This window comes from Micromonospora rhizosphaerae (genome assembly GCF_900091465.1).
Taxonomy (GTDB): Bacteria; Actinomycetota; Actinomycetes; order Mycobacteriales; family Micromonosporaceae; genus Micromonospora; species Micromonospora rhizosphaerae.
In genome coordinates, this window is sequence record NZ_FMHV01000002.1 from 2392678 (window position 1) to 2412067 (window position 19390).

17 protein-coding genes and 1 pseudogene are annotated in these 19390 nt (G+C 73.1%); 13 read left to right on the top strand and 5 right to left on the bottom strand.

Going from position 1 to position 19390, the window contains the following annotated elements; genetic code table 11:
* The first annotated feature begins 20 nt into the window (after window positions 1-20).
* From GA0070624_RS11625 to GA0070624_RS11650, 6 genes are all read left to right on the top strand, one after another.
* Window positions 21-839, top strand: a complete 819-nt coding sequence (locus GA0070624_RS11625; RefSeq protein WP_091340165.1) for a FadR/GntR family transcriptional regulator — start codon at window positions 21-23, stop codon at window positions 837-839.
* Window positions 840-902: 63 nt separating this feature from the next.
* Window positions 903-2267 carry a glutamine synthetase family protein gene (locus GA0070624_RS11630; protein WP_091340168.1) on the top strand — a complete coding sequence of 455 codons (1365 nt, stop codon included), beginning with the start codon at window positions 903-905 and terminating at the stop codon, window positions 2265-2267.
* A 110-nt stretch (window positions 2268-2377) separates the two neighbouring features.
* The gene (locus GA0070624_RS11635; protein WP_091340171.1) at window positions 2378-3733 is read left to right on the top strand and encodes an aldehyde dehydrogenase family protein; all 1356 of its coding nucleotides are present in this window, start codon (window positions 2378-2380) and stop codon (window positions 3731-3733) included.
* 5 nt (window positions 3734-3738) lie between these two features.
* A complete protein-coding gene (locus tag GA0070624_RS11640) occupies window positions 3739-4506 on the top strand; it encodes a 3-oxoacyl-ACP reductase (RefSeq protein ID WP_091340174.1) in 768 nt (255 codons plus the stop codon).
* A complete protein-coding gene (locus GA0070624_RS11645) occupies window positions 4503-5195 on the top strand; it encodes a gamma-glutamyl-gamma-aminobutyrate hydrolase family protein (protein WP_091340177.1) in 693 nt (230 codons plus the stop codon). Before GA0070624_RS11640 ends, GA0070624_RS11645 begins: the two co-directional genes overlap by 4 nt.
* A gap of 239 nt (window positions 5196-5434) precedes the next feature.
* Entirely contained in the window at window positions 5435-9109 is a 3675-nt protein-coding gene (locus tag GA0070624_RS11650; RefSeq protein ID WP_091340182.1) for a SpoIIE family protein phosphatase, read from the top strand.
* Between the two features lie 10 nt (window positions 9110-9119).
* Here GA0070624_RS11650 and GA0070624_RS11655 read toward each other — a convergent pair whose 3' ends face one another.
* Window positions 9120-9434, bottom strand: a complete 315-nt coding sequence (locus GA0070624_RS11655) for an STAS domain-containing protein (protein WP_245718748.1) — start codon at window positions 9432-9434, stop codon at window positions 9120-9122.
* Window positions 9435-9528: 94 nt separating this feature from the next.
* Here GA0070624_RS11655 and map point away from each other — a divergent pair, with 94 nt between their 5' ends.
* Together map and GA0070624_RS11665 are read left to right on the top strand one after the other, a co-directional pair.
* Window positions 9529-10386: a type I methionyl aminopeptidase gene (gene map, locus GA0070624_RS11660; RefSeq protein ID WP_091340189.1), complete on the top strand. Its 858-nt coding sequence runs from the start codon at window positions 9529-9531 to the stop codon at window positions 10384-10386.
* On the top strand, window positions 10383-11099 hold the full coding sequence (locus GA0070624_RS11665; protein WP_091340193.1) for a VIT1/CCC1 transporter family protein: 717 nt from the start codon (window positions 10383-10385) through the stop codon (window positions 11097-11099). The genes map and GA0070624_RS11665 overlap by 4 nt, the downstream gene beginning before the upstream one ends.
* Before the next feature lie 109 nt (window positions 11100-11208).
* Here GA0070624_RS11665 and GA0070624_RS11670 read toward each other — a convergent pair whose 3' ends face one another.
* The 4 genes from GA0070624_RS11670 to GA0070624_RS11685 form a co-directional block, all read right to left on the bottom strand.
* On the bottom strand, window positions 11209-11946 hold the full coding sequence (locus tag GA0070624_RS11670) for a nucleotidyltransferase domain-containing protein (RefSeq protein ID WP_245718749.1): 738 nt from the start codon (window positions 11944-11946) through the stop codon (window positions 11209-11211).
* A gap of 151 nt (window positions 11947-12097) precedes the next feature.
* Window positions 12098-12625, bottom strand: coding sequence for a PadR family transcriptional regulator (locus GA0070624_RS11675; RefSeq protein WP_091340199.1), 528 nt, complete (start codon window positions 12623-12625; stop codon window positions 12098-12100).
* Between the two features lie 80 nt (window positions 12626-12705).
* A complete protein-coding gene (locus tag GA0070624_RS11680) occupies window positions 12706-13155 on the bottom strand; it encodes a ferritin-like domain-containing protein (RefSeq protein WP_091340202.1) in 450 nt (149 codons plus the stop codon).
* Window positions 13152-13601, bottom strand: a complete 450-nt coding sequence (locus tag GA0070624_RS11685) for a hypothetical protein (protein ID WP_176732007.1) — start codon at window positions 13599-13601, stop codon at window positions 13152-13154. Before GA0070624_RS11685 ends, GA0070624_RS11680 begins: the two co-directional genes overlap by 4 nt.
* Before the next feature lie 230 nt (window positions 13602-13831).
* On the opposite strand from GA0070624_RS11685, the gene rimP reads away from it, so the two are divergent.
* The 5 genes and pseudogenes from rimP to GA0070624_RS11710 all read left to right on the top strand — a co-directional run bounded on the left by rimP (window position 13832) and on the right by GA0070624_RS11710 (window position 19366).
* Window positions 13832-14506: a ribosome maturation factor RimP gene (gene rimP, locus GA0070624_RS11690; RefSeq protein ID WP_091340206.1), complete on the top strand. Its 675-nt coding sequence runs from the start codon at window positions 13832-13834 to the stop codon at window positions 14504-14506.
* Window positions 14503-15546 (top strand): transcription termination factor NusA, encoded by a 1044-nt coding sequence (gene nusA / locus GA0070624_RS11695; protein WP_091340209.1) that lies wholly within the window; start codon window positions 14503-14505, stop codon window positions 15544-15546. The genes rimP and nusA overlap by 4 nt, the downstream gene beginning before the upstream one ends.
* 14 nt (window positions 15547-15560) lie before the next feature.
* A pseudogene (locus tag GA0070624_RS11700) lies at window positions 15561-15894 on the top strand (YlxR family protein).
* 93 nt (window positions 15895-15987) lie between these two features.
* Window positions 15988-18984 carry a translation initiation factor IF-2 gene (gene infB, locus GA0070624_RS11705; RefSeq protein ID WP_091340216.1) on the top strand — a complete coding sequence of 999 codons (2997 nt, stop codon included), beginning with the start codon at window positions 15988-15990 and terminating at the stop codon, window positions 18982-18984.
* Window positions 18985-19072: 88 nt separating this feature from the next.
* Window positions 19073-19366: a DUF503 domain-containing protein gene (locus GA0070624_RS11710; RefSeq protein WP_091340219.1), complete on the top strand. Its 294-nt coding sequence runs from the start codon at window positions 19073-19075 to the stop codon at window positions 19364-19366.
* Window positions 19367-19390: the final 24 nt, after the last annotated feature.

The window sequence follows — 19390 nt, forward strand, 5'->3', positions numbered from 1 at the left end:
CGGTGGGGAGGGGACGGCCGATGCCGATCAATGCCGGGACTGCCGAGCCGGGTGTCGCCGCCGCTCGGGTAGCGAGCGACGGCGCGGCATCCGCGCCGGACCCCAGTGCGGAAGCCGTACCGGCCTTTCCGGTGTGGCGGCCGGTGCGTGGCGGCAACGCCTTCGAGATCACCGTCGCCCGGCTCGTCCAGGCGATCAAGCTGGGCATGGTCCGGGTCGGCGAGCGGCTGCCCGCCGAGCGCGAGTTGGCCGAGCGACTGCAGGTCAGCCGGGTGACCCTGCGGGAGGCGATAGCGGCGTTGCGCGACGCGGGCTATCTGGAGTCCCGTCGAGGGCGAACCGGTGGGACCTTTGTCCGCTCGGCGCTGCCCGCATCCGGTTCCGGTGGCGGGCGCCCGGACGCGGGAGAGCTGGCCCGCGAGATGGGCGACCGGCTGCATGACGCGCTGGACTTCCGGCGGGTACTGGAGTCGGGTGCGGCGGCCCTGGCCGCCAACCGCAGCCTGTCGGCAATCGAACGGCAGCACCTGGTCGCCGCACTGGCCGCCTCCCGCGACCGCGATCCGCTGACCCGGCGTGTCTCGGACTCCCGGCTGCACCTGGCGGTCGCCGCGGCCAGCGGTTCCCCTTCGTTGGCGGCGGCCGTCGCCGACGTGCAGTTGACCCTCGACCGGCTCCTCGCCGCGATCCCGGTGATCACCCGAAACCTCGACCACTCCGACGCCCAGCACACCCGGGTCGTGGATGCGATCCTGGCCGGCGACCCGAACGGCGCCCGGTTGGTGATGGAGGAGCACTGCGACGGCACGGCGGAGCTGCTGCGCGGTCTGCTCGGGTGAGGCGGGCCGGCCATTGACGGATGCAATGGTTCGGTAGTAGACCTTTCTTATGGAGGCTGGCCGATGAGGAAAGCTCCGCTCACGCTGGAACAACTCCGGGTCGCCGTCGCCGAGCGCGAGCTCGACACGGTGGTGCTCGCCTTGGCCGACATGCAGGGCCGGCTGCAGGGCAAACGGTTTCACGCCCCCTACTTCCTCGACCAGGTGGTCGCGCACGGCAGCGAGGGGTGCAACTACCTGCTCGCCGTGGACGTCGACATGAACACCGTCGACGGGTACGCGATGTCGAGCTGGGCGCGCGGCTACGGCGACTTCGCGATGAAGCCCGACCTCGCCACCCTGCGCCGGGTGCCCTGGCAGCCGGGCACCGCAATGCTGCTGGCCGACCTGGAGTGGCTGGACGGCTCCGGCCCGGTGGTCGCCTCGCCGCGGCAGATCCTGCGCCGGCAGTTGGCGCGGCTGGCCGCCCACGGGCTGACCGCGTACGCCGGCACGGAGCTGGAGTTCGTCCTCTTCCGGGACTCGTACGAGCAGGCCTGGCGGCGGGGCTACCGGGACCTGACGCCGGCCAACCAGTACAACGTGGACTATTCGCTGCTGGGCACCGCCCGGGTGGAGCCGCTGCTGCGCCGGATCCGCACCGAGATGGCCGGCGCCGGGCTGACCCCGGAGAGCGCAAAGGGCGAGTGCAACCTGGGCCAGCACGAGATCGCCTTCCGCTACGACGAGGCGCTGGCCTGTGCCGACCACCACGTCATCTACAAGAACGGGGCCAAGGAGATCGCCGCCCAGGAGGGCATGTCGATCACCTTCATGGCCAAGCCGAACGCCCGCGAGGGCAACTCCTGCCACATCCACTTCTCGCTGCGGGATCGGGATGGCCGGTCGGCGATGCTCGGTGACGGGCCCGCGCACCTGTCCGCGACCGGGCAGCGGGTGCTGGCCGGGCTGCTGGACACCATGCGGGAGTTCAGCCTCTTCTTCGCCCCGAACGTCAACTCCTACAAGCGGTACCAACCCGGTTCGTTCGCCCCGACCGCGCTGTGCTGGGGCACCGACAACCGGACATGCGCCCTGCGGCTGGTCGGGCACGGGCCGGGCATGCGGGTGGAGAACCGAGTGCCCGGCGCGGACGTCAACCCGTACCTGGCGATCGCCGCCCTGGTCGCCGGGGCGGTGCACGGCATCGAGCAGGAGCTGGAGCTGGGCGAGGAGTGCACCGGAAACGCGTACGACGACGCGGCCGCCGAGCGCGTCCCCGGCACCCTCCGCGACGCCCTCACCCTCTGGGAGTCCTCCCCCGTGGCGAAGGACGCCTTCGGCGACGAGGTCGTCGCCCACTACGCCAACCAGGCCCGCGTCGAACTGAGGGCCTTCGACGCCGCGGTAACGGACTGGGAACTAACCCGTGGCTTCGAACGCCTCTGACCTCCGCCCGCTCTCCGCGATCTTGCAGCTGTGGTTGGCGAGATGTCCAGACAGGCGCGGATTGTCGGCACCGAAAGTGCAAGATCGCGAGGGCCTGGGAGGGCGGGACCGTGACTGAGGTGAGGAATCCGGCGACGGGGGAGGTTGTGGCGAGGGTGGCCGCTACGTCGCTCGCGGAGACCGATGCGGCGATTGGGCGGGCGGCGCGGGCGTTCGACGTGTGGCGAGGCGTCGCGCCGGGGGAGCGGGGGCGGGTGTTGCGGCGGTTCGCGGGGGTGGTGGACGCGCACCTGGAGGAGTTGGCCCAACTCGAGGTACGCAACGCCGGGCACACCATCGGCAACGCGCGCTGGGAGGCGGGCAACGTCCGCGACGTGCTGGACTACTACGCCGGCGCCCCGGAGCGGCTGACCGGGCGGCAGATCCCGGTGCCGGGCGGGCTGGACGTGACCTTCCATGAGCCGCTCGGCGTGGTCGGCGTGATCGTGCCGTGGAACTTCCCCATGCCGATCGCCGGCTGGGGTTTCGCCCCGGCGCTCGCCGCCGGCAACACCGTCGTGCTCAAGCCCGCCGAGCTGACCCCGCTGACCGCGTTGCGCCTGGCCGAGCTGGCCCTCGACGCCGGCCTCCCGGAGGACGTGTTCACCGTGCTGCCCGGGCAGGGCAGCGTGGTGGGGGAGCGGTTCGTCACCCACCCGGCGGTACGCAAGGTCTGCTTCACCGGCTCCACCGAGGTCGGCACCCGGATCATGGCCGGCTGCGCGGCACAGGTGAAGCGGGTGACCCTCGAGTTGGGCGGCAAGAGCGCCAACCTGGTCTTCGCCGACGCCGACCTGGAGAAGGCGGCCGCCACCGCGCCGTACGCGGTCTTCGACAATGCCGGCCAGGACTGCTGCGCCCGGTCCCGGATCCTGGTCCAGCGACCGGTGTACGACCGCTTCCTGGAACTCCTCGAGCCGGCCGTGCGCGGCTTCCGGGTGGAGGACCCGGCCCGAGAGACCGCCGAGATGGGCCCGCTGATCTCAGCCGGTCACGCCGAGTGGGTCGCCGGATACGTCGACGGCGCCAAGGTCGCCTTCACCGGCTCCCGCCCCGACGGCCCCGGCTACTGGTACGCCCCCACCGTGCTGCTCGCCGACTCACCCGAGGACCGGCACTGGCGGGAGGAGATCTTCGGTCCGGTGGTCTCGGTGCTCCCGTTCGACGACGAGGCCGACGCGATCCGGCTGGCCAACGACACCGAGTACGGCCTCTCCGGCTCGATCTGGACCCGGGACGTGGGCCGGGCGGTGCGGGTGGCCCGGGCGGTGGAGTCGGGGAACCTCAGCGTCAACTCGCACTCCTCGGTGCGCTACTGGACCCCGTTCGGCGGGATGAAGCGCTCCGGCCTGGGCCGTGAGCTGGGTCCGGACGCGCTGCACGCCTTCACCGACGTCAAGAACGTGTTCATCTCGACAGAGGAGTGAGCAAAGTGCAGGGTCGGCTACAGGACCGGGTGGCCGTGGTCACCGGGGCGGGCAGCGGGATCGGGTTGGCCACGGTACGGCGGTTCGCCACCGAGGGGGCCCGGGTGGTCTGCGTGGACATCGACCCCGAGGCCGGCAAGCGGGCCGCCGACGAGGTCGGCGGCGACTTCGTGGCCTGCGACGTGGCCTGCGACGCGGCGGTCCGGGACCTCTTCGACGGGGTGGTCGAGCGGCACGGGCGGGTGGACGTGGCCTTCAACAACGCGGGCATCTCGCCGCCGGACGACGACTCGATTCTGGAGACCGGTCTGGACGCCTGGGAGCGGGTGCTGCGGGTCAACACCACCAGCGTCTACCTGTGCTGCAAGTACGTCATCCCACATATGCGCCGGCAGGGCCGGGGTTCGATCATCAACACCGCCTCCTTCGTGGCGCTGATGGGGGCGGCGACGTCGCAGATCGCGTACACCGCGAGCAAGGGCGGGGTGCTGGCGATGACCCGGGAACTGGGGGTGCAGTTCGCCCGGGAGGGGATCCGGGTCAACGCGCTCTGTCCCGGCCCGATCGCCACCCCGCTGCTGCTGGAGCTCTTCGCCGCCGACCCGGAGCGGGCCGCCCGCCGACTGGTGCACGTGCCGATGGGCCGATTCGGCAAGCCGGAGGAGATCGCCGCCGCGGTGGCCTTTCTGGCCAGCGACGACTCGTCGTTCATGACCGCCGCGCAGTTCGTGGTGGACGGCGGGATCACCGGCGCGTACGTGACCCCGCTGTGAGCCGGCCACTGATCGGGATCACCGCGTACGTCGAGCCGGCCAGCTGGGCGGTGTGGCGGGACGTGCCGGCGACGCTGGTCCCGCACGCGTACGTCCAGGCGGTGGCCGCCTCCGGCGGCCGGGCCGTGGTGCTGCCCCCGGACGACGTCGACGCGGACGTGCTGCGGGTCCTCGACGGGCTGCTCCTGGCCGGCGGCGCCGACATCGGCCCCGAGCGGTACGGCCAGCCGCCCGACCCGCGCACCGAGAGCCGCACGGACCGGGACGCCGGCGAGCTGGCCCTGCTCACCGCCGCGCTCGCCACCGACCTGCCGGTGCTCGGCGTGTGCCGGGGAATGCAGCTGCTGGCGGTCGCGCACGGCGGCGCGCTGCACCAGCACCTGCCGGACGTGGTCGGTCACGACGGGCACCGCCCCGCGCCCGGGGTGTACGGCGCGCATCCGGTCCGGTTCACGCCCGGCAGCCTGGCCGGGTCGGTGATGTCCGGGGTGGACTCGGTCAACTCCTACCACCACCAGGCCGTGGCCGACCCGGGCGGGCTGACCGTCACCGGTTGGGGGGAAGACGGGGTGGTGGAGGCGGTCGAGGACCCGCGGCGGCGCTTCGTGCTGGGCGTCCAGTGGCACCCGGAGAACGACGTCGACCCCCGCCCGGTCGCCGCGCTGGTCCGGGCGGCGCGATCCACCTGACGGACGACGCGCGCCTCGGCGACCCTGCCTGGCGTCCGGTGCCCCGGGGCGAGCGGGACCTGTTGCACACATCACATTCTCGACGTACCGCTGTGGATCTGGGTTACGCCAGGATGAGGCGTAGGTAACCAGCGACCGGCCGCGCGAACGCGTTACGTCGCTCGTCCGTCCGGGTACTAGGGCGGGATGGTCGGCGAGCTTTGTCGGCCGTCGTGGACATGGCCGGTGCGGGAGGCTGCATGAGTTCGGCCCAACGGGGCGAGGACGGATGTCGTTCGTCCTCGGGGACCGGCGAGGCGGAGCTCCCACCGCTGCTGGCGGCGGCCTTCGCGGCGGGCGGCGAGATGGGTGAGCGGCTGCGCCGCTTCGACTGGCCCGCCACCCGGCTCGGCGGGCCGGAGAGCTGGCCGCCCGCGCTCTGCCACGCCGTCAGCATGATGCTCTCCTCCGGGGCCCAGATCGCGATGTTCTGGGGCGACGAGCACCGCACCTTCTACAACGACGCCTACCTGCCGACCATCGGGGCAAAGCACCCGGCGGTGATCGGGCAGCCGGCCCGCGAGCACTGGGTCGAGACCTGGGACGTCCTCGGGCCGTTGCTGGACGGGGTCCGCCGCACCGGCGAGCCCTACCGCGGCGAGAACCACCCCTTCGTCATCGACCGGCACGGCTTCCTGGAGGACGTCTACTTCGACGTCTCGTACGACCCCATCCGCGACGCCGACGGCACCGTCAACGGCGTCTTCTGCGTCGTCAACGAGACCACGGGCCGGGTGCTCGGCGAGCGCCGGATGCGGGCCCTGGCCGAGCTGGGCACCCGGCTCGCCGACGTGCAGAGCACGCTGGAGCTGGGCCGGGCCGCGGCCCAGGTGCTCGACGGACACCGGGCGGACCTGCCGTTCAGCCTCCTCTGGCTGCATGACGAGGACGGCAGGCCGGCGCTGGCCGGATGCAACGGCGTCGATCCCGGGCAGGTCATCGACGTACCGCCGGAGCTGCTGGCCCGGATCGCCTCCGGCGGGGCCGCGGACGGCGACGGGACGCTGCCGGTGGCCGACCTGCTCGGCGCGGTGCCGCCGGACGCGGCCGAACAGGCGCTGGTGCTGCCGATCAGCGCGACGAAGGAGGCCGCCGGCGCGCTCGTGGTGGGCCTGGCCCGCCGGCTTCCGCTCACCGACGAATACCGCGACTTCGTCGACCTGGTGGCGGCCCAGATCTCCCGCGCGGTCGGCAAGCAGCGGGCGTACGAGCAGGAACGCGCGCGGGCCGCGGAGCTGGCCGCGCTGAACCGGGCCAAGGCCAACTTCTTCGCCAACGTCAGCCACGAATTCCGCACCCCGCTGACCCTGGTCCTCGGCCCGCTGGAGGACATGCTCGCCGTCCCCGGGCTGTCGGCCGCGGACACCGAGCGGCTGGCCGTGATGCACCGTAATGCGCTGCGCCTGGTCAAGCTGGTCAACACCGTCCTCGACTTCTCCCGCCTCGAGTCCGGCCGACTGGCCGCCCGCTTCCAGCCCACCGACCTGGCCGACTACACCTCCCGACTGGCCAGCACCTTCCGCTCCGCGACCGACCGCGCCGGGCTGCGCCTGGTGGTCGACTGCCCACCGCTGCCCGCGCCGGTCTACGTCGACCGGGACATGTGGGAGAAGATCGTCCTCAACCTGGTGTCGAACGCGGTCAAGTTCACCTTCGACGGCGAGATCCGGGTCCGGGTCCGGGCCGCCGACGGCGCCGCCCGGCTGGAGGTGACCGACACCGGCGTCGGCATCGTGCCGGAGGAGCTGGCGCACGTCTTCGAGCGGTTCCACCGGGTGCCCGGCGTGCGTTCCCGCACCCACGAGGGGACCGGGATCGGGCTCGCCCTGGTCCGCGAGCTGGTCGAGATGCACATTGGCACGGTCGAGGCCCGCAGCCGACTGGACGAGGGCAGCACCTTCACCGTCACCGTACCGTTCGGGTACGTGCACCTGCCCGCCGACCGGGTGGCCACCCTCGCTCCGGTGCCGCTGACCGAGCCGGAGCAGGCCCGCCTCTACGTCGCCGAGACCGCGCTCTGGACCGACCAGGTGGAGACCCCCGGTCCGCTGCCGGAACCGGTCGACGCACCCGTCGGCGCCGGCCGGATCCTGCTCGCCGACGACAACGCCGACCTGCGCGAACACGTCAGCCGCCTGCTCGCCCCCGGGTACGAGGTGGTCGCCGTGCCGGACGGCGTGGCGGCGCTCCGGCTGGCCGTCGAGTCCCCGTTCGACCTGGTGCTGACCGACGTGATGATGCCCCGGCTGGACGGCTTCGGGCTGGTCACCGCGCTCCGGGCCGACCCGCGTACCCGGCACGTGCCGATCGTGCTGCTCTCCGCCCGGGCCGGCTCGGCCGAGGCGGTCGCCGGGCTCTCGGCCGGCGCCGACGACTACCTGACCAAGCCCTTCTCCAGCCAGGAGCTGATCGCCCGGGTCCGGGCCAACGTGGAGCTCGGCCAGCTGCGCGGCCAGATCATCCGCCGGCTCCGCGCGCTGGCCGACGCGGCGGTGGCGATCAACACCGCCCGGTCCACGGCCGAGGTGGTGCAGGTCGCCGCCCGGCACGCGCTCGGTCTGGCCGAGGCGGCCCGGGTGGTGGTCACCGCCACCGGCGCCCGCCACGAGGCGGACGGCGGCGGCGAAGCCCCGGTCGACCCGTCGGTGGTGCTGCCGTTGACCGGCACGAGCGGCGAGCAGCTCGGCGAGCTGCGGGTCTGGCGCCGCGACGGCGACGGCACCGAGCGGGCCGCGCTGACCGAGCTGGCCCGCCTGGTCGGCGTACGGCTGGAGAACGCCCGGCTCTATGAGGCCGAGCACCGGATCGCCACCACCCTCCAGCACAGCCTGCTGCCGCGCACCCTGCCGCAGCTGCCCGGCGCGGTGGTGGCCAGCCGCTACCTGCCCGGCAGCGCGGACGTCGAGGTGGGCGGCGACTGGTACGACGTGATCGGGGTCGCCGACGACGCGCTCGTGCTGGTGATCGGCGACGTGGTGGGCAAGGGCGTCCGGGCGGCCGCCGCGATGGGCCAGCTGCGCAACGCGCTGCGGGCGTACGTCCTGGAGGGCTTCGACCCGGGTCAGGCCCTGACCCGGCTGAACCGGCTGGTCCGCTCCACCGAGGGCGGCTCCTTCACCACCGTGCTCTGTCTCTGGTTCTCCCCGCGCACCCGCCGGCTGCGGTACGCCAGCGCCGGTCATCCGTCACCCCTGCTGATCCGCGAGGATGAGGTGGCGTTGCTGCACGATCGGGCCCTCGGACCGCCCGTCGGGGCCATCGCGCAGCCGTCGTACCGGACCGTCGAGGGCGAGCTGTCCCCCGGCGGTCGGTTGCTGCTCTACACCGACGGTCTCATCGAGGACCGCCAGCTCGGCATCGACGCGGCGCTCGGCCAGCTGCATGCGGACGCGACGACCCGGGGAGCGCACGTGGCCGATCTGGTCGACGCGGTGGTCGAGCGGGTCGCCAGCCGGCCCCGGCATGACGACGTGGCCGTGCTGGCCCTGGAGGCGACCGAGCTGAACCGGTTCGTGCTACGGCTGCCGGCCGACCCGACCCGACTCAGCGTGCTGCGCAAGCGGCTGGACGATTTCCTCGCCGCCCACCAGATCGGCGAGGACGACCTGTTCGACCTCACCGTGGCGATCTCCGAGGCTGCCGCGAACGCCATCGAGCACCCGGTCTCGCCGACCGAGCCGGTGATCAGCGTCGAGGTGACGATCGAGGACCGCACGGTGACCGCCACGGTCCGCGACAGTGGGCGGTGGCGGGAGTCCACCGGCTCGGGCTTCCGGGGGCGTGGGCTGGCGCTGATCAAGGCGCTCGGCGAGTTGACGGTGCGGCGTAGCGCCGACGGCACCGAGGTGACGCTGCGCCGGCAGCTCCAGGACTGACCCGGTCGGCTCAGGCCGTGCGAAGCCAGTCCTGCTCGCCTAGACCGGAGATCTCCAGCACGCGGTGGACCTGCCGGGACGGCAGCACGGTCAGCGCGCCGGGGTAGCGCTGGGCCAGCCGGACCACCGCGTGGATGGCCGCCGAGTCGAAGAACGTGACCGCCCGCAGGTCGAGCGTCACGTGCCCGGCGGGCTCGGCGAGGGCGGTCTGGAGCATGCTGTCGGCGGTGGCCATGTCGACCTCGCCGGTCACCACCACGTGGAGCTGATCACCGTCGACCTCCGAAGTCGCGGAGAAGACGGGAGGTGCACCCGCTTGATCCACGCAGCCACAATCGCACAGCCGGCCCGGCCCGGCAACAGTCCGCGGGAGCGGGCTGTGGCGGGGCCCACCCGGCCCTCGGCGATAGGGTGTCGACATGACCGTCCGTGCGCCGCTGACCCCAGGCACGCTCTCCCCGTGGCGACCGGTGCCAGCCCACATCCCCAGGCCGGAGTACGTGGGCAAGAAGCGCCCCCAGGAGTGGCGCGGCTCGCATGTGCAGACGCCGGAGACCATCGAGAAGATGCGGATCGCCGGCCGGCTCGCCGCCCAGGCCACCCAGCTCGCCGGGGAGCACTGCAAGCCGGGGGTGACCACCGACGAGATCGACCGGGTGGTGCACGAGTTCCTGTGCGACCACGGCGCATACCCGTCGACGCTGGGCTACAAGGGCTTCCCGAAGTCCTGCTGCACCAGCCTCAACGAGGTGATCTGCCACGGCATCCCCGACTCGACGGTGCTCGAGGACGGCGACATCATCAACGTCGACGTCACCGCGTACATCGGCGGGGTGCACGGGGACACCGACGCCACCTTCTGCGTGGGCGAGGTGAGCGAGGAGGCCCGGCTGCTGGTCGAGCGGACCCACGAGGCGATGATGCGGGGCATCAAGGCGGTCGCCCCGGGCCGGCAGATCAACGTGATCGGCCGGGTGATCGAGTCGTACGCCAAGCGGTTCGGCTATGGCGTGGTCCGCGACTTCACCGGTCACGGCATTGGCGAGTCCTTCCACAGCGGTCTGTACGTGCCGCACTATGACAGCCCCCGTCCGACCGACGTGATGGAGCCGGGGATGACGTTCACCATCGAGCCGATGATCACCCTGGGCACCTACCAGTACGACATGTGGGACGACGGCTGGACGGTGGTCACCAAGGACCGGAGGTGGACGGCCCAGTTCGAGCACACCATCGTCGTGACCGACGACGGCTACGAGATCCTCACCCTGCCGTGACCGAGACCCCGGCGGCGCTGCGCGAGGCGCACCACGCGGACGTGGCCGGCGGCTGGCTGCGACCGGCCGTGTTCGGCGCGATGGACGGACTGGTCACCAACATCGCCCTGATCGCGGGCGTCGGCGGTGGTGGTGTCTCCCCGCGCAGCATCGTCCTCACCGGCGCGGCCGGCCTGGTCGCCGGCGCCATCTCGATGGGCCTGGGGGAGTACACCAGCGTCCGGTCGGCCAACGAGCAGGTCGCCGCCGAGGTGGCCAAGGAGCGGCGCGAGCTGGAGCGGCATCCTGAGGCGGAGGCCCGGGAACTGGCCGAGACGTGGGTCGCCCGCGGCCTGCCCCGAGACCTGGCCGTGCAGGTGGCCGAGGCGGTGCGGCGCAACCCGGAGGAGGCGCTGCGCATGCACGTCCGGGAGGAGCTGGGCGTCGACCCGGACGAGCAGCCGAGCCCGTGGGCGGCGGCGATCTCCTCGTTCCTGTGCTTCTCCCTCGGCGCCCTGGTTCCGCTGCTGACCTACCTGCTCGGCTTCACCAGCCTCTGGCTGGCGCTCGGCGTCGGCGGGGTGGGGCTCTTCGTGGCCGGGGCGATCGTCGCCCGGTTCACCAATCGCCGGTGGTGGTCCAGCGGGCTGCGGCAGCTCCTCCTGGGCGCGGCGGCCGCCGCCGCGACGTACCTGGTGGGCGCCCTGATCGGCGTCCAGGGCGGGGTCAGCTGACCCTCCCTGCCGCACCGCCGTCCCGCGCATTTCCCGGAAGCGTGGCCATTCCGCGTCGGATAGCCACTCGTTCCTTGAAACAGTGCGATCCGTGGGGGCGGCGGAGGCGTCAGCCGTCGAGGAGGTCGTCGACGGTGCCGTCGACCGGGCGGCCACGGGCGGCCAGCTCCTCGGCCTGCCGGGCCAGGACCGCGCCAACCTCGGTCATGTCCGCGCCGGCCAGCCCGGTACGCCGGACGGCGTCCCCGGGATCGCGGAAGTAGGTGCGGCTGAGCAGCCCCTGCACCGTGGCCGCCGCCAGCCGTGCCTCGCCGAGCATGAGCAGCGCCTGGTCGGTCTCGTACCACTCGGCGAGCCGGGTGGCCCGGGCGTGCGCGGCGCTGCCCCGGTACCACGCCTGCCGGGCGGCCGCGCTGAACTCGGCCGGCCGGGCCCGGGCCAGCCGCGCCAGGTGCTCGTCGCGCAGGCTGCGCAGCCAGCCGGTCGGGTCGTGCAGCGCGCGGGTGGTGACGTACCGGTCGGCGGCCAGCGGCCAGAGCGATGTGATCGTTCGGGCCTGCCGCAGGTAGTCGTCCGCGCCCGCGACGGTCAGGTCGACCAGCACCCCGTCCACCCGGCGGGTGGACGGCATCGGGCCGGTGCCCGGCCGGTAGGTGGCCAGCAGCAGCCCGATCTCGCCGTCCCCGCCTCCGTCGTCGTCGCCGTGGGCCAGCGGGCCGTGCACCGCGACGGCGAGGATCTCGGCCGGGAACCGCCGCAGCGCCCCCTCCGCCACCCGCTCGGCGACCCTCCACCGTGGGTCGTCCAGGTGCGGGTCGGTCTCCACCTCCACGCCGCTTCCGTCCACGGGCCACCTCCGTCCGACGACGGGGCCACCGGGGCGCCGGCGGCCCGGGGCGTCGCTGCCCGGTCGGGACCGGCGCAGCGCGGACCATCCGCCGCTCACCACCCTAATCAGGACCGTCCGCCACGCCGACGTGCCGCGCCCGTGTCCCGGGTCAGGACGGGTCGGGCCCGGCCCGGACGAGGCTCGTCTCGCAGTGGTCGAGCCAACGGATCTCCGCCTCGGCCTGGAAGACCATCGCGTCCAGCACCAGCCGCCAGGGCAGGTCCTCCGGCCCGTCGCTGGCGTACTTCATCCGGGTCAACTCCTGCAACGCGCGCATGCTGGCGCCGCGCTGGGTCTGCAGCACCGAGCGGACGTCGACGCCCGGCGTGGTCAGCGCCAGGGCCAGCTTGATCGCGAGCTGGTCGCGGGGCCGGTCGGCCCGGCTGATCGGGGTGGCGAACCAGAGCGCCAGCTCCGCTCGTCCGGCGTCGGTGATCTCGTACGGCCGCTGCCCGCTCTCGTTCTCCGGCAGCGGCCGGACCAGGCCGTCGCGTTCCAGCCGGGAGAGGGTCGTGTAGACCTGCCCGATGTTCAGCGGCCAGGTCGAGCCGGTCGACTCCTCGAACGCGGCGCGCAGCTGGTAGCCGTACATCCGGCCGCGTTCAAGCAGGGCGAGCAGTCCGTGACGGATGGACATGCCACGGAGTATGCATACCTGGTATGTGGGCCGCAAACGGAACGAGTGGGGCGTGACCAGGTCACGTCGGTCGGGGCGGCTCAGGCCGGGCGGCCGGGGAAGGGAACGGTGAGCGGGGTCACGCCGGCGGTGCGCCGCCAGCGGGTCGCCCGCAGCGCGCAGTCGGTCAGCGCGGCCAACGCCCGGTTGCGGTCGGCCCCGGTGGTTTGCGGCAGGGCCGCCCGCCAGAACCCGGCCGTCCGCTCCTCGATCTCGATCGCCAGCTTGACTGCGCTCGCCCGGTCGGTCACCGGGTAGGGCAGCGCGTACCCGGCCCGGTCGGCGGGGACCTGACCGCCGCCGGAGCTGAGCTGCAGGACCAGGGCGTCGCGGCGGGCCCGGTGGGCCGCCTCGGCGGCGCGGGCGGCCGTCCGGGCGGCGTCGGTGAGGCGTACGCCGATGGGGCCGTAGGCCCAGATCGCCGCGTACTCCGCGCTGAGGGCCGCGGCGAGGGCCCCGGCGGCCCCGGACGGTGCGGTGCGGGGGATCACTTCAGCGCCTCCACATGGGTCGCCCGGGCGGCGGCGATCGAGCCGAGCAGCGCGGCCCGCTCGGCCGGCGCCGCCGCGCACGCCTTCGCCGCGTTCTCCCGACCCTGTTGCTCCGCCTCGCGGAGCGCGGCCAGCACCTCGTCGGGATCGGTCGCCGCCGCGGTCGGCGTGCCGGCCGGGGCGCCGGAGGACACCTTGCGTCCGATCACCCGGCGCAGCTCGCCGGCGTGCGCCTGGTGGGCGTCGGCGATCGGGGTGAGCCGGTCGGCCAGGCCCGGGACGGCGGCGATGGCGGCCCGGTGCCGGGCGGCCAGCTCGGCCGACTCGGCCGCGAGGGGCTCCAGCGGGTCGGGGGGCGGTGGCTCGTTGTTCCGGTCGAAGAGATCACAGCCGGCGAGTGGCACGGCCGCGCCGCCGAGCGCCACCAGCGCTCCGGCGCGCAGCACCTTTCGCCGGGAATGTCCCGCTGCTCGGTCGCGCTGTGTCGTCATGCCCGTGGCCACCTGGACAAGTCAACACCATCCGTGGCCCGGCGTGGGCCACTGGCGTCGGTGCGCCGCCGGGTCTGTTGCCCCGCCCGCGCGTTACGCTCTGCGCAGCCACCGGGCGCGACCGCCCCGGTGGCGTGCCGGCATGGCGGGCCGATCGGGCCCGGAGTTCGATCAGGAGAAGGCAGATGACGCAGCGTGGCCGCGCCACCCGGTCGACGGGGCCGTCGGGTCGACCCCGGCGGACCGGCGGCCCCCGTGGCGGGGAACGGGTCGGCGCCCAGCGCGGCGGTGACCTCGGCGCCCGGCGCGAGCGCCTGCGCGAGGTGATCGAGCCGGTGGTGACCGAGGCCGGCTACGACCTGGAGGACCTCTCCGTCTCCCGGGCCGGCCGGCGGCACGTCGTACGCGTGATCGTGGATGCCGACGGCGGGATCAACCTGGACGCCGTCGCGGAGGTCTCCCGGGCGGTCTCCGCGGCGCTGGACGCCGCGGAGGAGTCCGGCGGCGACATCGTCGCGGGGGAGTACCAGCTCGAGGTGAGTTCCCCGGGCGTCGACCGGCCGCTCACCCTGCCCCGGCACTGGCGGCGCAACGTCGGCCGGCTGGTCAAGGTGACCGTGCGGGGCGCGGCTGGGCAGCCTGCCGGGGACCGGCAGCTCACCGGGCGGGTGGTCGCCGCCGACGACGAGCGCGTGACGCTGGAGACGGACGCCGGCCGTGCGGAACACCGCTACGCCGAACTCGGCCCCGGTCGGGTGCAGGTGGAGTTCAGCCGCCTCGACGAGGTGGCGGACGCCGACGAGTTCGAGGACGACACTGACGACATCGACGATGAAGATGTGGAGGACGAGGAGAGGTGAACATCGACCTCGCGGCGCTGCGCGCACTCGAGCGCGAGCGGGAGATCCCGTTCGACACGATCCTCTCGGCGATCGAGACCGCACTGCTGACCGCCTACCGGCACACCGAGGGCGCCGAGCCGCACGCCCGGGTGGAGATCGACCGGAAGACCGGGGCCGCCTCGGTCTACGCGCAGGAACTGGACGACGAGGGCGCCGTGGTGCGGGAGTGGGACGACACCCCGCACGACTTCGGCCGGATCGCCGCCATGACGGCGAAGCAGGTGATCCTCCAGCGGCTGCGGGAGGCCACCGACGAGGTGCACCTCGGCGAGTACGTGGGCCGCGAGGGTGACCTGGTCACCGGCGTGGTGCAGGCGCACGAGGCGCGGGCCGAGAAGGGCATCGTCACCGTCGACCTGGGCAAGCTGGAGGGCGTCCTGCCGCAGTCCGAGCAGGTCCCCGGCGAGCGGTACGCGCACGGCGAGCGGATCCGCTGCGTCGTGGTGCACGTGGCCAAGGGAATGCGCGGCCCCCAGATCACGTTGTCCAGATCGCACCCCGCGCTGGTGAAGAAGCTCTTCGCGCTCGAGGTGCCGGAGATCGCCGACGGGACGGTCGAGATCGCCGCGATCGCCCGTGAGGCGGGTCACCGTACGAAGATCGCAGTCCGCTCCACCACCCCGGGCGTCAACGCCAAGGGCGCCTGCATCGGCCCGATGGGTCAGCGCGTGCGGGCGGTGATGAGCGAGCTGCACGGTGAGAAAATCGACATTATCGACTGGTCGGACGATCCGGCGACCTTCGTCGGAAACGCCCTGTCCCCGGCCAAGGCGCTGCGGGTCGAGGTGGTCGACCTGGCCAGCCGGACGGCCCGGGTTACCGTGCCGGACTTCCAGCTCTCTCTGGCGATCGGCCGGGAAGGGCAGAATGCCCGGCTTGCTGCCCGACTGACCGGTTGGCGGATCGACATCCGCTCCGACGCGGAGCAGAGCGGCGCGGCCGGCCGGGGCGGAGCTGATCACGTCCCGGAGCCGGGCGGCGCGGTCTCGAGTAGCTAGGGGTAGACTTTCCGGTGGTACGACGCGCGCAACCGGTGCGCACCTGTGTGGGTTGCCGGAGACGTGCGCCGGCCAGCGAACTGCTGCGGATTGCCGCGGTCGGCGACGAGGCTGGTCACAGCCTCCGGCCCGATCCGGGCCGCAGACTGCCGGGTCGGGGGGCATACATGCACCCTGATCCGGCCTGCTTCGCGCAGGCGGTGCGGCGCCGCGCCTTCGGGCGGGCACTGCGCATCACCGGGATCATCGATCATGGTGAGCTTGCGGAGCACATTGACGCGCCAACCTCTACGTCCGGTCAGCCCGACCGGACGAGGGATCGCTAGCAAGGTAGGACGACCAACATGAGCACACGATGAAGTCCCTGAAATGACCAGGCTTCAAGTGCACGAGTGAGGTCGCTGCGGGTGCTGCCCGCACGACCTCGGAGTGAGGAGTGCAGTGGCAGGTAAGGCCCGCGTACACGAGCTTGCAAAGGAGCTCGGGGTCGAGAGCAAGACCGTTCTCGCCAAGCTGAAGGAAATGGGCGAGTTCGTCAAGTCCGCGTCCAGCACCGTCGAGGCGCCCGTCGCCCGACGGCTGCGCGGCGCTTTCGTGGCCTCCGCCGGTTCGCCGGCTCCGGCCGCCCCGCCGGCGTCCGCGCCGGCTCCGGCGCCGACGCCGACCCCGACGCCGACCCCGACCCCGGGCGCCCCCCGAGTTTCGGCCAAGCCGATGCCGCCGCGGCGGCCGGCCGCGCCGACCCCCGGCCCGAAGCCCAAGGGCCCGGTCCCCGGTCCGCCGCAGCCGGCGACCCCGGTGGCCAAGCCGGCGAGCGCCCACGACATCGAGGTGGCGGCCGCCGAGGCGCGCGCCGCCGCCCTCAAGGCTGAGCAGGAGGCTGCGGTCAAGGCCGCGCAGGCCGCCCGCCAGCAGCAGCGGGAGACCGTTCGCCGGGAGCCCCCGGCGGAGGGTGGCGCCCGTCCCGGTCCGCGACCGGGTCCGGGCGCGATGCCGCCCCGACCGGGTGCGCCGGCCGCCGGTCGTCCCGGCGGGCCGACCCCGGGTCCGGGTGCCCGGCCGGGTGGTCGCCCGCCGGCGCGCGGCGCCGGCAACAACCCGTTCGGCATCCAGGGCGGCCAGCAGCGGCCGCCGGCCGCCGGCGCGGGTGGCCCGCGGCCGAGCCCGGCCTCGATGCCGCCCCGGCCCAGCCCGGCCTCCATGCCGCCCCGGCCCAGCCCGGCCTCCATGCCGAGCCAGCGCCCCGGTCGCCCCGGCGGCCCCGGCGCCGGTCGTCCCGGCGGCGGCGCCGGTCGCCCCGGTGGCGGCGGCGGATTCCGTGGCGGTCCCGGTGGTGGTGGTGGCGGTGCCGGTGGCGGCGGTGGTTACCGCGGCGGCCCCGGCGGCGGTGCCGGTGGCGGCGGTGGTTACCGCGGCGGCCCCGGCGGCGGTGCCGGTGGTGGCTTCCGTCCGGGTGCCCCGGCCGGTGGCGCCGGTCGCCCGGGTGGCGGCGGTCGTGGCCGTGGCGGCGGCGCCGCGGGTGCCTTCGGGCGTCCGGGGGGCAAGCCGACCCGTGGTCGCAAGTCCAAGAAGCAGCGCAGACAGGAGTTTGACAACCTGTCGGCCCCGACCATGAGCTCGGGTGCTCCCCGGGGTCAGGGTCAGGTCGTCCGGCTCTCCCGTGGCGCCTCGCTGTCGGACTTCGCCGACAAGATCAACGCCAACCCGGGTTCGCTGGTCCAGGAGATGTTCAACCTGGGCGAGATGGTCACCGCGACCCAGTCCTGCTCTGACGACACCCTGCTGCTGCTGGGTGAGCACCTCGGCTTCAACGTGCAGATCGTCAGCCCGGAGGACGAGGACCGCGAGCTGCTCGCGCAGTTCAACATCGACCTCGACGCCGAGGTCGCGGAGGACCGCCTGGTCAGCCGTGCGCCGGTGGTGACCGTCATGGGTCACGTCGACCACGGTAAGACCAAGCTGCTCGACGCGATCCGCAAGGCGAACGTCGTGGCCGGCGAGGCGGGTGGCATCACCCAGCACATCGGCGCGTACCAGGTCCGCGTCCCGCACGAGGGCGAGGACCGGGCGGTCACGTTCATCGACACCCCGGGTCACGAGGCGTTCACCGCCATGCGTGCCCGTGGTGCCCAGGTGACCGACATCGTGATCCTGGTGGTGGCGGCCGACGACGGCGTGATGCCGCAGACCATCGAGGCGCTCAACCACGCCAAGGCGGCGGACGTGCCGATCGTGGTCGCGGTCAACAAGGTCGACAAGCCGGAGGCCAACCCGGACAAGGTCCGCCAGCAGCTGACCGAGTACGGACTGGTCGCCGAGGAGTACGGCGGCGACACCATGTTCGTCAACGTGGCCGCGAAGCCGGGCATCGGCATCGAGGACCTGCTCGAGGCCGTCCTGCTGACCGCCGACGCGTCGCTGGAGCTGACCGCTCCGATCGACGGGCCGGCGCAGGGTGTGGCGATCGAGGCGCACCTGGACAAGGGCCGCGGTGCGGTGGCGACGGTGCTGGTGCAGAAGGGCACCCTGCGGGCGGGCGACTCGATCGTCGCCGGTGGGGCGCACGGCCGGGTCCGGGCGATGCTCGACGAGAACGGCAAGCCGGTCGACGAGGCCGGGCCGGCGCGTCCGGTCATGGTGCTCGGTCTGACCGCGGTGCCGGGTGCAGGTGACACCTTCCTGGCGGCCGAAGACGACCGCACGGTGCGCCAGATCGCCGAGCAGCGACAGGCGCGGCGACGGGCGGCGGCATTCGCCAACTCCCGTGGCCGGGCCACCCTCGAGACGCTCATGGAGCAGCTCAAGGAGGGCGAGAAGACCTCGCTCAACCTGGTGCTCAAGGGCGACGTCTCCGGTTCCGTGGAGGCCCTCGAGGACGCGCTGTTCAACCTCGACATCCCGGAGGAGGTCCAGCTGCGGATCATCCACCGGGGCGTGGGTGCGATCACCGAGAGCGACGTCATGCTCGCGAGCGCCTCGTCCGAGGCGGTCACGATCATCGGCTTCAACGTGCGGGCCGCCAACAAGGTCCGCGAGATGGCCGACCGCGAGGGCGTGGAGATCCGGTACTACACCGTCATCTACCAGGCCATCGAGGAGATCGACGCCGCGCTCAAGGGGCTGCTCAAGCCGGAGTACGAGGAGGTCGAGCTGGGCTCCGCGGAGATCCGCGACGTGTTCCGCTCGTCCAAGGTCGGCAACATCGCCGGCTGCATCGTCCGGTCGGGCATCATCCGCCGCAACGCCAAGGCGCGGCTGCTGCGGGATGGGGCGGTCGTGGCGGACAACCTCACGGTCAACTCCCTGAAGCGGTTCAAGGACGACGCGACGGAGGTCCGCGAGGGCTTCGAGTGTGGTCTGACGCTGGGCGGTTTCAACAACGTCCAGGTCGGCGACATCATCGAGACCTTCGAGATGCGGGAGAAGCCGCGCGCCTGATCCGGCGGTGACACAGTGATCAAGGGGTTTGCACCGAAAGGTGCAAACCCCTTGATCATGTCTGGAGGTGTCCGTATCGTCCGGAGCGATGTTCACCGGAACCGCGGTCTTCGACCTGCTGCTGCCGAGCGACTCACGGTCGCTCAAGGCGAAGAGATCATATGTACGGCCGATCGTGGCAGCGCTGCGCCGCTTCGAGGTCTCGGCGGCCGAGGTGGGAGCGCTCGACCTGCACGGTCGGGCCGAGATCGGGGTGGCCGTGGTGGCCGCCGAGGCGTCGCACGTCCGCCAGGTGCTGGACTCGTGCGAGCGCCTGGTGGCCGGCCGCCCCGAGGCCGAGCTGCTGTCGGTCCGCCGCCGGCTGTACGGCGAGGAGGACTGACGCCGGAGGTGGCCGCCGGCACCG